This window comes from Marinomonas foliarum, from assembly GCF_016906065.1.
Lineage (GTDB): Bacteria > Pseudomonadota > Gammaproteobacteria > Pseudomonadales > Marinomonadaceae > Marinomonas > Marinomonas foliarum.
The window spans coordinates 3,656,163-3,670,919 of sequence record NZ_CP070273.1 but is presented as its reverse complement, the minus strand read 5'-3'; the positions used below and the strand labels follow the sequence as shown (position 1 = coordinate 3,670,919).

Annotated in this window: 14 protein-coding genes; 8 read left to right on the top strand and 6 right to left on the bottom strand. The window is 43.2% G+C overall.

The annotated features are described in order from the left end of the window. Positions 1–12: 12 nt before the first annotated feature. Positions 13–1,023 (top strand): glycosyltransferase family 2 protein, encoded by a 1,011-nt coding sequence (locus JSY38_RS16935; RefSeq protein WP_205114317.1) that lies wholly within the window; start codon positions 13–15, stop codon positions 1,021–1,023. Beyond that, a complete protein-coding gene (locus tag JSY38_RS16930; protein WP_205114315.1) occupies positions 1,023–2,450 on the top strand; it encodes an ArnT family glycosyltransferase in 1,428 nt (475 codons plus the stop codon). The genes JSY38_RS16935 and JSY38_RS16930 overlap by 1 nt, the downstream gene beginning before the upstream one ends. Before the next feature lie 72 nt (positions 2,451–2,522). Here the strand turns inward: JSY38_RS16930 and gbdR are convergent, their stop codons facing one another. Further along, positions 2,523–3,638, bottom strand: a complete 1,116-nt coding sequence (gene gbdR, locus JSY38_RS16925) for a choline metabolism transcriptional regulator GbdR (protein ID WP_374058252.1) — start codon at positions 3,636–3,638, stop codon at positions 2,523–2,525. A 241-nt stretch (positions 3,639–3,879) separates the two neighbouring features. Next, positions 3,880–5,007 (bottom strand): FAD-binding oxidoreductase, encoded by a 1,128-nt coding sequence (locus tag JSY38_RS16920; protein WP_275586983.1) that lies wholly within the window; start codon positions 5,005–5,007, stop codon positions 3,880–3,882. Positions 5,008–5,285: 278 nt separating this feature from the next. Between JSY38_RS16920 and JSY38_RS16915 the strand changes: the two genes are divergently transcribed. Continuing rightward, a complete protein-coding gene (locus JSY38_RS16915; RefSeq protein WP_114411153.1) occupies positions 5,286–6,560 on the top strand; it encodes an aromatic ring-hydroxylating oxygenase subunit alpha in 1,275 nt (424 codons plus the stop codon). Positions 6,561–6,664: 104 nt separating this feature from the next. On the opposite strand, the gene pssA is transcribed toward JSY38_RS16915, so the two are convergent. Both pssA and JSY38_RS16905 read right to left on the bottom strand, forming a co-directional pair. Beyond that, positions 6,665–8,002: a CDP-diacylglycerol--serine O-phosphatidyltransferase gene (gene pssA, locus JSY38_RS16910; RefSeq protein WP_205114313.1), complete on the bottom strand. Its 1,338-nt coding sequence runs from the start codon at positions 8,000–8,002 to the stop codon at positions 6,665–6,667. A gap of 130 nt (positions 8,003–8,132) precedes the next feature. Then, positions 8,133–9,086, bottom strand: coding sequence for a LysR substrate-binding domain-containing protein (locus JSY38_RS16905; protein WP_205114312.1), 954 nt, complete (start codon positions 9,084–9,086; stop codon positions 8,133–8,135). 130 nt (positions 9,087–9,216) lie between these two features. Here JSY38_RS16905 and JSY38_RS18555 point away from each other — a divergent pair, with 130 nt between their 5' ends. Together JSY38_RS18555 and JSY38_RS16895 are read left to right on the top strand one after the other, a co-directional pair. Continuing rightward, positions 9,217–9,459, top strand: a complete 243-nt coding sequence (locus JSY38_RS18555) for a DUF1127 domain-containing protein (RefSeq protein ID WP_239544025.1) — start codon at positions 9,217–9,219, stop codon at positions 9,457–9,459. A gap of 149 nt (positions 9,460–9,608) precedes the next feature. Continuing rightward, the gene (locus JSY38_RS16895) at positions 9,609–9,875 is read left to right on the top strand and encodes a YrhK family protein (protein ID WP_205114310.1); all 267 of its coding nucleotides are present in this window, start codon (positions 9,609–9,611) and stop codon (positions 9,873–9,875) included. Between the two features lie 126 nt (positions 9,876–10,001). On the opposite strand, the gene JSY38_RS16890 is transcribed toward JSY38_RS16895, so the two are convergent. Beyond that, positions 10,002–10,193, bottom strand: a complete 192-nt coding sequence (locus JSY38_RS16890; protein ID WP_205114308.1) for a ribbon-helix-helix domain-containing protein — start codon at positions 10,191–10,193, stop codon at positions 10,002–10,004. A gap of 300 nt (positions 10,194–10,493) precedes the next feature. Then, positions 10,494–11,405 (bottom strand): AraC family transcriptional regulator, encoded by a 912-nt coding sequence (locus tag JSY38_RS16885; protein ID WP_205114306.1) that lies wholly within the window; start codon positions 11,403–11,405, stop codon positions 10,494–10,496. Between the two features lie 267 nt (positions 11,406–11,672). Here JSY38_RS16885 and JSY38_RS16880 point away from each other — a divergent pair, with 267 nt between their 5' ends. The 3 genes from JSY38_RS16880 (at position 11,673) to JSY38_RS16870 (ending at position 14,664) form a co-directional block, all read left to right on the top strand. Continuing rightward, the gene (locus JSY38_RS16880) at positions 11,673–12,782 is read left to right on the top strand and encodes an alpha/beta hydrolase (protein WP_205114304.1); all 1,110 of its coding nucleotides are present in this window, start codon (positions 11,673–11,675) and stop codon (positions 12,780–12,782) included. A 94-nt stretch (positions 12,783–12,876) separates the two neighbouring features. Beyond that, positions 12,877–14,082 (top strand): MFS transporter, encoded by a 1,206-nt coding sequence (locus JSY38_RS16875; RefSeq protein ID WP_205114302.1) that lies wholly within the window; start codon positions 12,877–12,879, stop codon positions 14,080–14,082. A gap of 42 nt (positions 14,083–14,124) precedes the next feature. After that, positions 14,125–14,664: a cyclophilin-like fold protein gene (locus tag JSY38_RS16870; RefSeq protein ID WP_205114300.1), complete on the top strand. Its 540-nt coding sequence runs from the start codon at positions 14,125–14,127 to the stop codon at positions 14,662–14,664. The last annotated feature ends 93 nt before the right edge of the window (positions 14,665–14,757 follow it).

Sequence of the window (14,757 nt, the reverse complement as noted above, 5' to 3'; positions counted from 1 at the left end):
TTGGAGAACTCAATGAAAGCCATTCCTTACAGACAATACGCGCAAACAGAGCCCGTAACAAAAGCCCAACCTTTGGTAACGGTTATTATTCCTTTTTTAAACGAAGCCGATGTTCTAAACGTTTGCCAACAGCGAGTGTGTGACGCACTGTCCCAACTTCATCAATACTGTGAAATTCTCTATATTGATGATGGCAGTCAAGACGATAGCTGGGCATTAGTCAATCAGTTCACCCACCCATTACACCAAATACGCTGCCTACGCCTGAGCCGAAACTTCGGCAAAGAAGCGGCCATGAGTGCTGGTTTAAAAGCCTCAACTGGTCGTTGCGTCATTCTGTTAGACGCTGACTTACAAGACCCACCAGAATATATCCCAGCTATGGTAGAAGCTTGGGAAAACGGCGCGCAAGTCGTTGAAATGCAACGCCGCGAACGGCATGGCGAAAGCTGGATGAAACGCACTACGGCTCATTGCTTTTATCGCTTCATGTCGAAAATAAGCGACCACCAAATCACAGAAAACGTGGGGGACTTTCGCTTAATGGACCAAAAAGTCGTCAATGTCATTAACACCTTGCCGGAACGAACTCGCTTTATGAAAGGCTTATTAGCTTGGCCCGGCTTCACTCGTAAAATACTCACCTTTGACCGTGACCCGCGCTTGGCAGGCAATACTAAATGGAACTACGCAAAACTCATCCATTTGGCACTAGAAGGCATCACTTCATTTAGCACAAAACCACTTCGTTGGGCCACTATGGCAGGTATCACTACCTCTGTGATTGCCTTCATTATGGCTCTGGTGGTTTTCGCAAAAACCATCATCTGGGGCGACCCAGTAGCAGGTTATCCTTCAACCATGCTGATCATTTTATTTTTAGGCGGCTTTCAACTCCTATCCATTGGAGTATTAGGAGAATACGTCGGTCGATTATTCATTGAATCCAAACAACGACCACTGTATGTCCTCATGGAAGACACCATCAAACAACCAACTTTTCACCCAATGGACACTGAATAATGCCAAAGACAATAACCCAACTACCATCCTATAAAACGCTATTCATTCTGCTATTCAGCTGCTTAATACTGCGTCTTATTTCTCTTTCGCTTTACCCATTGATGGATACAACAGAGGCTCGTTACGGAGAAATGGCGCGTATCATGTTTGAAACGGGTAACTGGATAACACCGATGTTTGACTACAATGTGCCATTTTGGGGGAAACCGCCTATTTTCACTTGGCTAAGCAGTCTTGGATTTGAACTCTTTGGCGTCAATGAATTTGCTGCACGCGTACCGCATCTAATTGTTGGAGCGGGCGTTATTTGGTTAATTTATAAACTGGCAAAAGACTATTTTCAATCCTCATCAGTGGGTCTTTTTGCTGCCAGCATTCTCGCATCAACAGTTTCTTTTATCATTTTAAGTGGTGCCGTGATGACAGACACCGCACTGACTTTTTCCATCAGCTTAAGCATGATCAGCTTCTGGCAAGCATGGAGCAACAAAGGCAAAGTTTGGGGTTATTTATTCTTCATAGGCTTGGCACTAGGTATGTTATCAAAAGGCCCGTTAGCGATCGTTTTGATTGGCATAAGTTTAACCATTTGGCTACTTCCTAATGGGCGCTGGAAAAAGCTTTGGAATGTTTTACCTTGGGGATACGGCACACTGATTTTTCTTGTTATTTCTGTACCTTGGTACGCCATTGCCGAATACAAAACACCAGGTTTTTTAGATTATTTCATCGTTGGTGAACACATTAAACGCTTCATCGTAAGCGGTTGGCAAGGCGACTTATATGGCACCGCACATGAAAGGACACGTGGTACGATTTGGGTCTATGCGATTATTTCTATGCTACCTTGGAGCCCACTACTCATTATACAATGGATTCGCGCCATTAAAGACAACAAAGACGTTGAGCAAAGCACTGACGGTTTCGGTGGCTTCCTATTTTTCTGGATGCTGTCTCCTATGTTACTTTTTAGCTTTTCGGGCAATATTTTAGCCAGTTACGTAATGCCAGCCCTACCCGCCACCGCTTTATTGATCGTTTATTTACACGATAAAAAACCATTACCAAACTGGCTCTACAAAATCGGCTTTATTACTCCAGTTTTACTTATTGTTCTTTTTAGTGTTTTGCACTTTGATTTAGTGCCAAAACGCTCAGAAGACAAAATACTAGCCATATGGAAACAGCAATCAGAAGCCACACAGAGCGATTTATTTTATCTGCATAAACGCCCCTTCTCAGCTCAGTACTATTCGTCTGGCAAGGCGAAACAGCGTGCAACAGACATCAACAACTGGCTAACAACACAAAAAACACCTTTCTTCATAGTCCAGTCTAAGAAAGATAGAACAACCTACCCAAACTGGCTATGCAACCAAAAAGCTCAAACAAGCAAAGAGATACTGCTGTATTGCCAGATAGAATAATTTTCTTTCGCCCATAAAAAAGCCCAAGCCTCAAAAGAATCAAGACTTGGGCCTTAGTGAATCCGCCACAATTTACATTGAAACGGACCCATAACTTGGCTCAGAATGCGAATTATTCAACGCATCATGGGCATGTGGAATATAAACAATTGCTTCACCAGACTCAGGATTCACCGCAAGGTCTGGCACTTCACCTTTCCAAGCAATTTTTCGCTCGTCTCTTGGCGAAACACCAATATGCTTACGATAACAGCGACTAAAATGGGGCGTGGATATGAATCCACATGCCATCGAAATCTCCACAATCGACATATTAGATTGCTTGAGCAGTTTACGTGCTCTTTCAAGACGCAAACGCAAATAATAACGAGAAGGCGAACAATCTAAATGACGGTGAAACATACGCTCAATCTGACGACGAGACACGTCGACAAAAGTGGCTAACTCATCAAGCTCAATCGGCTCTTCTAAGTTGTTTTCCATCAACTCAATCACATCTACCAGCTTAGGAGTACAAACACCCACATTACTAAACTGACGCATCGGCATACGCTGCTGATCAGACTCATTACGAATACGATCACAAATAAACATATCAGAAATAGCGTTAGATAATTTTGGACCGTGCTGCTTCGTCATCATGTTTAAAAGCATGTCCATCGGCGCACTACCACCTGATGACGTTAGACGATCCTTATCAATAGAGAAAAGCTTATTATTGCAATTCACCTTAGGGAAAGTCTCTTGCAAGGCAGTTAAACACTCCCAATGCACGCTGCATTGATAGCCATTCAGAAGCCCTGCATATGCAAGTACATACGCTCCAGTACAAATACCACCTAATTTAACACCTTTACGCGACTGCTTCGTCAGCCATGACACCTGCTTCGCTGTAAAAGCTCTGGTGATATCAACACCACCAGCCACGATGATAAGATCAAATTCACCACTGTCTTCAATAGATAGATCTGGTGTTAAAACCAGCCCATCGCTTGCAGTTACCGGCTTCCCATCCACGGAAATTAAATTCCAACTATACAGTTCTTCGGCCGACAATTGGTTCGCCATACGCAGCGGCTCAATCGAAGAGGCAAGCGCAATCATTGTAAAATGATCGAGCAATAAAAAACCCACTTTAGTCGTGCTTCTTGCATCAAAAGCAAGACCTGAGTCATTTGCCATTACCATATTAGAGTCCTCATTTTTGTGCTTCTCTATGCTAGGCAAGAACTAGACCAACATAACCATTTTCACTAAGAAGTACTTTTATTATTTTTAAGGAGATACAAAATCAAAGGCATCCTATCTTATATTCACATAATAATAGTCGAGCTAGAGAAAAACTCACTCTAGCTCACACCTAAAATCTAACACCATGCACTAATATAGAACAAGATCGCTCTTTTATTGAACGTTTTTTTTATAATTTTCAATACTCAAGTACAACGTCAGATTTCGGTACGGTACAGCAAGACAAAACATACCCAGCTTCAATGTCTTCATCGGTAATACCACCGTTATGATCCATCTGAGTTTCGCCCTCTTTGACCAGCACCTTACAAGTACCGCAAATCCCCATACCACAGGCTTTAGGTATCATCAGATCCAGTTTCGCAGCCGCGTTATGCAAGGTTTCACCCGAACCAATCTGAATACTCTTACCGCTTCCAGTGAACTCAACACGGATTAAATCTTCCTGATTGACCGCATCAGCCTCTGCTTGAGCCACTTCAGCTTGTTCAATCGCATCTTCCACCACACTGGCAGGCGTCGCACCAAAAGACTCCTCATGGTAGTGACTCATATCAAAACCTCTTGCGATAAGAAGGTTTTTCACAGCTTTCATGTAAGGCGCAGGTCCACAACAGAAGATCTCTCGCTCCATGAAATCAGGCGAAATCATATCCAGTTTCGACTCGTCTAAATAACCGCGGTATCCCTGCCAAGGCAAACCGTTTTCCATACGCTCAACAATCAAGTACAAGCCAAAGTTGTCTAATCGCGCTGCCAAATGATCAAGCTCACGAGTATAAATAACGTCTCTTGGAGAACGAGCACTGTGTATAAAAGTCATATCGACATCAGCATTGGTATCAAACCACCAACGCGCCATCGACATCACAGGCGTAATACCAACGCCGCCTGATAGCAACAACACCTTCTCTGCAGGATAATCAATACAGTTAAACTGACCAACAGGACCATGCACTGCCAATTCAGTACCTATCGCCATGTTGTCATGCAACCAATTAGACACTTCCCCACCAGGAACACGCTTCACCGTAATGGAAAAGCTGTATGGCACAGAAGGCGAACTCGAAATAGTGTAAGAGCGCATTACCTGCTTACTCTCAATCTCCAGCTCTAGAGTGACAAATTGCCCTGGCTTAAAGAAAAACATCACAGGCTGCTGAGCCATAAAACAGAATGTTTTCACATCCCATGTTTCATGAATGACTTTTACACAACGTACGTTGTGACGTCCATTCACCCATGTCTGAGTATTTACCGGTGCTAAATAATCAGCATTCACCATAGCAGAAGAAGAGTTGGTCATATTGAAATCTCTTTATTTTAAGTCGAGTACATAATAATTGAATGACGCCTTTTCGAGCCATTTTGGGCGCAGTTTGTGTATGCGAGTTAACTCTGAGCGACAATAAGTTGCTCGTGGAGGTCAAACCTAGAGGATACATACAATAGCGAGTCGATTTATGTATCACCCTATGTCGTGAATAGTCATTTTTTTGGCCGATAATTCAGCGACTATAGCCTCGTAGTTAATAAACGACGCGAAATTGCCCATCAATCTTTTTGTCATGAAGGTCCAGAAAGATGAATCAACACGATTTACTGAACGTACGCCACGCTTCCTTAGACGAAGCAAAAACGACAATGTCTGAGTTACTAGAGAATCGCGCCAGCAATTACTCACTAGATGCTCAGCTATATAATGATCCACACATGTTCAGAATCGACATGGAAGAGATCTTTCAAAAAGAGTGGCTATTTGTTGGAATGACCAGTGAAATTCCAAAGAAAGGCGACTACATCACCGTCGATGTTGGGCAAAACTCATTGCTTATCTTGCGTGACGCTGAAGGCAATGTGAATGCTTTTCACAACACCTGTAGACACCGTGGCTCGGTACTTTGCACAGAACACAGAGGCAAGGTTGCCAACCTAGTTTGTCCTTATCACCAATGGACTTACGACCTAAAAGGCAACTTACTGTTTGCCGGCACAGAAATGAACAAAGACTTCGACCTTAAGCAACATGGCCTTAAGTCGGTGTTTTGTAAAACCGGTGGCGGATTCATCTATGTTTGCCTAGGAAAAACACAGCCTGATGATGGCTTTGACGATTACCTAGCAACACTCGATGCCTACATGGAACCGTATGATGTTGAAAACACCAAGCTAGCTGTTGAATCTACCATGTACGAGCGCGCTAACTGGAAGCTAGTATTAGAGAACAACCGCGAGTGCTACCACTGTTCAGGCAGCCACCCTGAGTTGCTTAACACATTGCTAGAATGGGATGACACAGAAGACCCACGTGCGCCACAAGACTTCCACGACCACTACAACGCTCAAGCAGCGAAATGGGACGCAGAAGGCATTCCGCATAAGAGCAAAAGCTTTGGTGAAGTACAGCGTAACCGAATCGTACGTATGCCTTTGAAAAAAGGCACACAGGTTATGACAATGGATGGCTCTGCTGCTTGTACAAAACCATTAGGACGCATTCAAAACCGTGAACTAGGCTCAATGCGTATCCTGCATTTGCCGAACTCTTGGAACCACATGCAATCCGACCACTTTATCGTATTCCGTGTATTGCCTGTTTCTGCACAAGAATCCATTGTCACCACAAAATGGTTCGTTCACAAAGATGCAGTAGAAGGTGTTGATTACGATACCGACAAACTACGCAGAGTTTGGGATGCAACCAACGAACAAGACAAAGTACTTGGCGAACGCAACCAACTAGGTATTAACTCAATTGGTTACCAGCCTGGACCTTACTCAGAGACCTTCGAGTTTGGCGTAATCAATTTCTTAGAATGGTACTCAAATACTGTTAAGAAAAACCTTAAAGCAAAATAAAATAGCTTTAAGCTGCTCAGCAACACAAAACCAAAAAACACCAAAACGCAAAAAGCGAATCTTAGGATTCGCTTTTTTTTGCTTTAAAATAGGCGTGAGCTTTTCTACAGAATACGCTTAAGTAATCGATCCGCTCGTGTACGAATAATTCTTCTCAGCAGTTTTTGCGTTTTGACTGGATAATCATGGATAGTTTCGAGTTGCTCATAGGATGAAATGCATTGAGTATGCTGATGGATATTATCAAACTCAGCATTGAACTTAGCCAACAAGTGCTGCTCTGGATCATCAATCAACAGACCATTTTCCAAATCCAGCGCCCAAGCTCGTGGGTTCACATTATTGCCCGTTAGCAACATAGAACAACGGTCAACCCAAAGTCCTTTTAAGTGGTAACTATTGTTATCGTGCTTCCATAAGTGAATCGACAAGCCACCAGACGCAGTATAAGATTTATTGGCCTGAGCAAACCGACGTAAATTCATTTCATACAAATATGGCAAACCACCAATCGCCTTAAAAGGCTGATCTGGCGCAATATAAAAATCATTGGCTGTTTTATCACCCACAATCACATGAACCTTAACACCACGTTTAATAGCGCGCTTAACTTCCCTCAAGACAACTTTAGGCAGGTTAAAATACGGTGTACAAAGCACAATTTCTTGTTTCGCACCAGACAATAGAGAGACGATTTTTTGATTCAATACATTGTTACGTTTACCCACACCCACCATAGGCGTTACCGCCACCTGCTGATTGCCAACCGCTTGCTTTTCGCCACGATAAGACGACTTACCTAACGACATTCGGAACTGTCGAATATCAGATTTAATGTCTTTCGTTGTCGGCAAATCCGTCTGGTTTAAATTATGTACCGCAGGCTGTAAGACAATCTCATTATGAATAAATCCCACCATACTATCGGCCAAGGCTTGCTGTTGGATAATATGATAACGATCGAAACGGTAACGATCTTGTCGATGCAGATAAACATTATTAATACTGGCGCCGCTGTAAATCACAGTGTCATCAATAATTGAGCCTTTTAGATGCAATACTCCAAACACTTCGCGGTTACGAACAGGAACACCATAAACAGGAATAGCATGCTCATATTTTTCAGCAAATGCTTGATACATACCGGCATTGCCTTGCGACTTATCAGCACCGATCAAACCACGCTGAGCGCGATGCCAATCAACACAAATCGCAATATCTAAACTGGGGTTACGCTGCTTGGCTTCATAAGCCGCCGTCAAAACTTCTCTGCCCGCTTCATCATCTTCAAGATAAAGCGCAACAAGATAGATCCTAGACGTGGCGTTCTGGATCGCTTCTAATAAATATTCTCGAAAACTAAGGGCAGATTGCAGGACATGGAATTGGTCAGGCTCAACAGCAAATGTAGGCAGTGAACCGAATAAATTTCTAATGGGCATAATACAGAAGTGCTACCTTATTTTTAACTAACGCCAGACTGTAACAAATTCATCAATTTTTTTCTTAAAAATAATCGGCTCAACGAAAAAAGAGCCATAAAAATAGAGTAAATGCCGTATTCAATACCTACTAAAGCCTAACCTCCTCCATATCTGGGTGTCGCTCGAGATACGCCAACCAAGAAGAATCAATCACCTTCACCTCATCCTCAAGCCAACGTTTAAACGTCATCACCTTCTGATACTTAAAATGCGGCGCAGGCGCGACAAGATAAAAATCATACTGTGACTTCATATAAATAGGTAATGGACAAATCAACTGCCCTTTCTCGATCTGCTCATACACCAAACCATAACGCATCATGGCTATGCCTTGTCGAGACAACAGCGCCTCCACCAAAGAAGTAGAATCCGCCACATGCAAATGCGACTTCATTGGCATATCATAGAGATCCAAAAAACGCTGCAACACAGGCCACACATGCGCAACATCAGGCCCTGTATCAGTAATCATAGGAATAGAAACTAACTGCTCTCTAATCGGCTGCTGCGTATCAATCATCGAAGGATGACACACCAATACCAAATGCTCTCGAAACAATAATTGCGACTTTAGCCCTGCGTACTCACCTCGACCCAAGCGAATACACAAATCCAAATCACTGTCCGCAAACGTCGACAACTCAATACTCGGACTCAAGCGAAGGTTAATCTCCGGCTCCTGCGTTTGAAACCCACCCAAACGCGACACCAACCAACGGCTCGAAAACGACGGCACCGAACTAATCACCAAAGTACTAGGATTAGGATCTTCCGTAATGCCTTTCACACCCTCTTCTAATAAAGCAAACGCCTTCTCAACGTAGTCAAACAAATACTGCCCTTCCGACGTCAACACCACTTGGCGAGTGTGTCGTTCAAACAACTCCACACTTAACGCCTGCTCCAAAGTTTTGATCTGCTGACTCACCGCCGCCTGCGTCACAAAAAGCGACTCCGCCGCCTTCTTAAAACTCAACGACTGCGCTGCATAACGAAACGCCTGCAAGGATTTAAGCGGCGGCAAAGCTCGACTAGAAGACATGAAACATACCTTTTATAAGTAAGATTTTCTTAACTATAAAACACTTTTTCTCGTTTGTCGCAGTGCAATAATTAGACGATTATTTGTACATAAAGCAAACACCTCAATAAACAGAGAAAAGGAAAACACCATGAAAACGTGCATATCAGAAGAAATGAACAAGCTCGAAAGCAGCGAATTAGTCATCACGAACGAATGCAAAAACGCATTAGCCAAACTAAAAGAAAAACCATGGAAAGCGATTATCAAGAAAATCGCTCATAACTGGCGTACAAGAAACCGACTTAGCCGTTTAAACGAAGCACAACTGAAAGATATTGGCCTAACTGCTGCCGACGTGGATCATGAAGTGAGAAAGCCGGTTTGGAAGTAATTTCTAAGGAGTGAAAAAGGGTGTTTTATGATGAAACGCCCTTTTTTGCATAAATAACATCCCGTAACTGAATAATATTTGGGTTTAAACTCAATTCCTTTTGCTTTATCGTCATCTCCCCTATAACAACCTCAGCAAAGGAGAAAAGCGTGAAGCAAGACAGCGAATGGGATCTAGATATCGGGCACGAGCATTTTGTAATACAACGCCGATACGAAGCTCTAGGCGCATTCAATGACGTATTAATTGCTGTGTGGTTCTTGATCGGAAGCTTCTTTTTCCTAAATGACTCACTGGTCGAAAGCGGAACATGGTTGTTTATCGTTGGCAGCGCCCAACTTATCATCAAGCCTTTAATCAAATTAACGAGTTTAATTCACGTGGGCAGGATAGCGCCTACGAACAATCAAAAATAACAGCGTGTGAAGGGCGACAGTAAAATTAAACTCCCCTTCTATTTTTAGTCGCTGTTTTTTTTCGCTACCTTAACCTGTCAGGAGCGTATTCCATTTTTTAAATTTTAACTCTGACCCCAATTATTCCTAAGTCATTTCTGGCTCATTTACTCGTTCTGATATATCAGCAAGGTCTTCTTGATCTTCTCTCATAAGCAAACGAACCGCTTCATCAATTAGCTCTGAAACAGAAACATCCGATGATGCCGCTCGAATTTTTAACGCTTTGAGGGTATCTGGTTCAAAGTAAACGGTTGAACGCTTTGATAAATTACTCATTTTATCCCTCAACTTTTGTTATTAAGTCATAAGATTGTAGCGCTATAACACTAAACCACCAAAGTAATAACCCCTCCCTCGCCCTCCCCTTGGAAGGCATAAGGGGAGGAAATAATTACGCTGCCGGGCTGAAGCCTCGACCTACATATATATTTTAAATCAATAACTTACAAGGTTAATGTGGAGCAAGGCGAACGCCAAGAGCAAGATGAAATTGTTTAAGTAAGCTAAATAAAAGCAGGATCAAAGATCTTTGGTTTGCACCCATAAAAAACGTCGCTTTTAACGACGTTTTTTTGATTAGATAGGCGCTGCGCTTCCTTTTCTTAGTTCCTCAATGTGTCGCTTGGGCGATTGCCCAAAGAGGCGAGCATATTCGCGGCTAAAATGAGAAGGACTTTCATAACCGACTTTGAATGCAGCGCTTGAAGCATCAAGACTATCATTCAGCATCAAGCGCTGTGCTTCATTTAGGCGTAGCCATTTCTGATACTGCAAAGGACTCATCGCTGTGTGTTCACGAAAGTGATGGTACAGAGTAGTACTACTCATTTGCACATAAGCAGCCAGCTCTTCAATATGCAAAGGTTTAGAGTAATGCTTTCTCAACCAGCCAATCGCTCTTGAAATTCTGTGGGCCTGACTCCCAGTTGAGGCAATCTGCCAAAGCCGACCCGCTAGGTCGCTATTCAAAAGACGATAATGAATTTCTCTGACAATGAGTGGCGACAGCGTTGCAATAGCATCTGGCTCATCAAGTAAAGCCAACAAGCGAGTAAAGGGCTCCAGTAAAGATGGTGTAACTGTCCCTATCGCCGAGCTCCCACTAATAGAACTTTCATAAGGAGGAGGCATACCATTTTGAGAGATAATATCCGCCATAAGTAGCATATCGAGCTTGAGCATTAGCCCTAAACAAGGACTCTCTGCACTGGCGTCTAGCACTTGTGAACTCGCTGGTAAATCCAGTGAGTTTAATAAAAAGTGCTGAGTATCATAAATAAAGCCTTGCTCCCCTACTAACAGCTGTTTAGTGCCTTGAACGACAAAAAGAACACTTGCTTCAATCGTGCAAGGACAAGGCTCTGTTATCACTTCTCGTCGAAAAAAAGATAGGTTTTCGATTAATGTAGCGCAATCTTCCTGCCCTACTGTTTTTTCTTCGATCACCTTAGCTAAATCGGTTTGTATGCTACTGATATCTCTATTCATGTCTTTGCTTCTAATGATGGAAATGCTTTGAGTTGTAAGGAGTTACTTCGAGAAATTATCTTTTCATAATAGTTGGAGCACTATCCTAGGTCACGTGAAATTCTGCTCTTCAGGACTATCAGGCAAGAATCAAGCAGGATCCTGCTAACCCCCAAATACCCAGAGCTGTAAAACTAGATGCTAATGACTGCTTTCAGAAAGACGATGCTTAATCACTCTTTGTGATCGACAACTAGTTTGCCTAACTTACTTATCTGGAGAATGACCATGGATAAACATACTGAAATTACAAATAATATGACTCAACAAGATCTTCCTGATGAAGGCCGTCGCAATATGATGAAATTAACAGGGGCAGGCATGGTGGCACTAGGCGTTGCCTCGCTAACCACAAGCAAAGCCTTTGCTTCGTCCATAAAACTAAAACTAAATAATGACTGGGACAAAAAATTCGCCAAAAGTGACAAGGTTGATCATAAAAAAGTTACCTTCAAAAACCGCTACGGCATTACTCTTGCTGCTGATCTTTACCAACCAAAAAATGCGTCTGGCAAATTACCAGCCATTGTCGTTGGTGGACCTTTCGGTGCGGTGAAAGAGCAATCTTCTGGTCTGTATGCTCAAATAATGGCAGAGCGTGGCTTCGTGACGCTGGCTTTTGATCCATCTTACACAGGTGAAAGTGGTGGTGAACCTCGTAACATTGCTTCTCCAGACATCAACACGGAAGATTTTAGCGCAGCGGTAGATTGTATTGGCATGCAAGCCAATGTGGATCGTGAACGTATCGGGATGATCGGCATTTGTGGTTGGGGCGGTATGGCATTAAATGCTGTCGCTGTCGATAAACGTGTCAAAGCCGTAGTAGCAAGCACTATGTATGATATGACTCGTGTCATGTCAAAAGGCTATAACGACAGCGTCACCCTTGAGCAACGCACACAGGGACTAGAACAGCTCAGCCAGCAACGTTGGGAAGATGCAGGTAAAGCGGCTCCTGCTTACCAAGCCCCGTACAATGTATTAAAAGGCGGCGAGCCGCAATTCATGGTCGACTATCATGATTACTATATGACTCCTCGTGGCTATCACCCTCGCGCGGTCAATTCTGGTAACGCATGGTCACAGACGACACCATTATCCTTTATGAATATGCCTTTACTGACTTATATTTCAGAGATTTCTCCTCGTCCAGTTTTGTTCATTCATGGCGAAAAGGCTCACTCACTTTATATGGGTAAAACAGCCTATGAAAATGCGGCTGAACCAAAAGAGATGATGATTATTCCTGGCGCAAGCCATGTTGATTTATATGATCAAGTGGATGTCATCCCATTCGACAAGCTAACTAGCTTCTTTAAGCAACACCTAGCCTAATCGGCATCAAAATAGTTGAAGTAACTTCTGTACCATGCGGCTCTTTGAGCTCGCGTGGTGCTTTTTTGTAAAAATCGAGGCGTAACAAAAATCTATGGCACTCACCACATCTGATACTCATGATGGAACATCAACAGACAAGACTAATAACACCGCTCATTGGAGTGGCGTTTTTGCCATGTCGCTATGCGTATTCACGCTAATAGCGTCCGAATTTATGCCGGTTAGTCTGCTAACGCCCATTGCCAGCGACTTACAAATTACGGAGGGAATGGCAGGGCAAGGTATTGCAATTTCTGGCACCTTCGCCGTACTAACTAGCCTTTTACTTCCTATGCTAATTGGCACTATGGATCGTAAAAAGTTAATGCTAATACTGACAATCTTGATGGGGATCTCTGGAAGCATTGTCGCGCTGGCTCCAAACTACACAGCTTATATGCTTGGTCGTGCGCTCATCGGTGTGGTTATCGGTGGATTTTGGTCAATGTCAGCCGCCATGGCGATTCGGTTAGTTCCATCTAACAAGGTTCCTAAAGCTTTGGCTATTTTTAATGGCGGTAACGCACTAGCAACGGTAGTTGCCGCGCCATTAGGAAGTTATTTAGGTTCTATTGTAGGGTGGCGAGGTGCATTTTTAGCTATCATTCCTATCGCACTAATCACCTTAATGTGGCAGTGGATCGCATTACCGTCTATGAAGGGAAAGGTACGCGAACCAGGTTCAGGCAATATTCTCAAGGCGCTAAAAAGCCGTGCCGTTGCCTATGGTATGGCTGGATGCGGTGCCTTCTTTATGGGCCAGTTTGCCCTTTTTACCTACCTACGCCCTTTCCTTGAAACCGTTACGCAGACTAGCGTATCAACACTGTCTCTTCTATTGCTCACCATTGGTTTTTCAGGGTTTATCGGTACGCTAATAATCAGTTCAATCCTAAAACGTACTTTATATGGCTTGCTGATTGGCATTCCCGTTTTTATGGCAGCCATTGCTGTAATACTGATACCAGCTGGAAGCTATGTGTTACCTGTCGCTTTACTGCTAGCAATGTGGGGATTGGTCGCTACGGCTGCGCCTGTGGCTTGGTGGACTTGGTTAGCAAAAGCAATGCCAGAGAATGCTGAAGCAGGCGGCGGTCTGATGGTTGCCGTGGTTCAATTATCCATAGCGTTAGGTTCAACAATAGGAGGCATACTCTTCGATGCAGATGGCTATCAAAGCACCTTTATTGCTAGTGCAGCAGTCTTGCTCTTGAGTGCCTTTCTGACGCTTCAATCTTATCGTATGCAGACAAAGTAAAGTATCTATCCATATGCAAAATAAAATAATGAGGTCCCTATTATGAATAAAATTTTTCGTATCAACACAGATAACGTAAACACCTTACTCTTAATAGCGGACCATCAGAAAGCACAAACCCTAAAGCAAATTTGCCTTTCGTTACTGCTTTTACTAACGCTCGGTAACAGCTATGCAGCGCAGTCAACAACGAAGCCTACTTCTACTCAACAAGCATCCATAAACTCGGAGGAATCACGTATGTGGATAACCATTGGTGAACGTCGTTTCGCAGCGACCTTAGCCGACACTGATGCGGCACGTGAATTTGCGGCTATGTTACCGCTGACCCTAGACATGGATGATCTGAACAGTAACGAGAAGAAATTTGATTTATCAAATGCACTGACGAAGAATACCTATCAACCTGGCATCATTCATAATGGAGATATCATGCTGTGGGGTTCTCGCACTTTGGTGGTCTTCTATAAAACCTTTGATACTCCATATTCCTATACTCGTATTGGGCACATAGAAAACTCAGACGATTTGCCACGAGAACTGGGGCATAGCAACGCAATAATAAGATTCTCGAAGGACTAGCATTTGAATTACGTCTATTCTCGCAGGCGTCAGGGTCAAAACCCTTTTCCATGGAGGCTTGTTGTTTCTGATAGTGCGTTGGAGGAAAAAGGG

Bases quoted from the DNA above. Each gene is read 5' to 3' on its own strand.
- JSY38_RS16885 (WP_205114306.1), bottom strand. From the start codon at position 11,405: ATGAATAGAGATATCAGTAGCATACAAACCGATTTAGCTAAGGTGATC.
- JSY38_RS16935 (WP_205114317.1), top strand. From the start codon at position 13: ATGAAAGCCATTCCTTACAGACAATACGCGCAAACAGAGCCCGTAACA.
- JSY38_RS16930 (WP_205114315.1), top strand. From the start codon at position 1,023: ATGCCAAAGACAATAACCCAACTACCATCCTATAAAACGCTATTCATT.
- JSY38_RS16870 (WP_205114300.1), top strand. From the start codon at position 14,125: ATGAATAAAATTTTTCGTATCAACACAGATAACGTAAACACCTTACTC.
- JSY38_RS16875 (WP_205114302.1), top strand. From the start codon at position 12,877: ATGGCACTCACCACATCTGATACTCATGATGGAACATCAACAGACAAG.
- JSY38_RS16880 (WP_205114304.1), top strand. From the start codon at position 11,673: ATGGATAAACATACTGAAATTACAAATAATATGACTCAACAAGATCTT.
- pssA (WP_205114313.1), bottom strand. From the start codon at position 8,002: ATGCCCATTAGAAATTTATTCGGTTCACTGCCTACATTTGCTGTTGAG.
- JSY38_RS16920 (WP_275586983.1), bottom strand. From the start codon at position 5,007: ATGACCAACTCTTCTTCTGCTATGGTGAATGCTGATTATTTAGCACCG.
- JSY38_RS16905 (WP_205114312.1), bottom strand. From the start codon at position 9,086: ATGTCTTCTAGTCGAGCTTTGCCGCCGCTTAAATCCTTGCAGGCGTTT.
- JSY38_RS16890 (WP_205114308.1), bottom strand. From the start codon at position 10,193: ATGAGTAATTTATCAAAGCGTTCAACCGTTTACTTTGAACCAGATACC.
- JSY38_RS18555 (WP_239544025.1), top strand. From the start codon at position 9,217: ATGAAAACGTGCATATCAGAAGAAATGAACAAGCTCGAAAGCAGCGAA.
- JSY38_RS16915 (WP_114411153.1), top strand. From the start codon at position 5,286: ATGAATCAACACGATTTACTGAACGTACGCCACGCTTCCTTAGACGAA.
- gbdR (WP_374058252.1), bottom strand. From the start codon at position 3,638: ATGGTAATGGCAAATGACTCAGGTCTTGCTTTTGATGCAAGAAGCACG.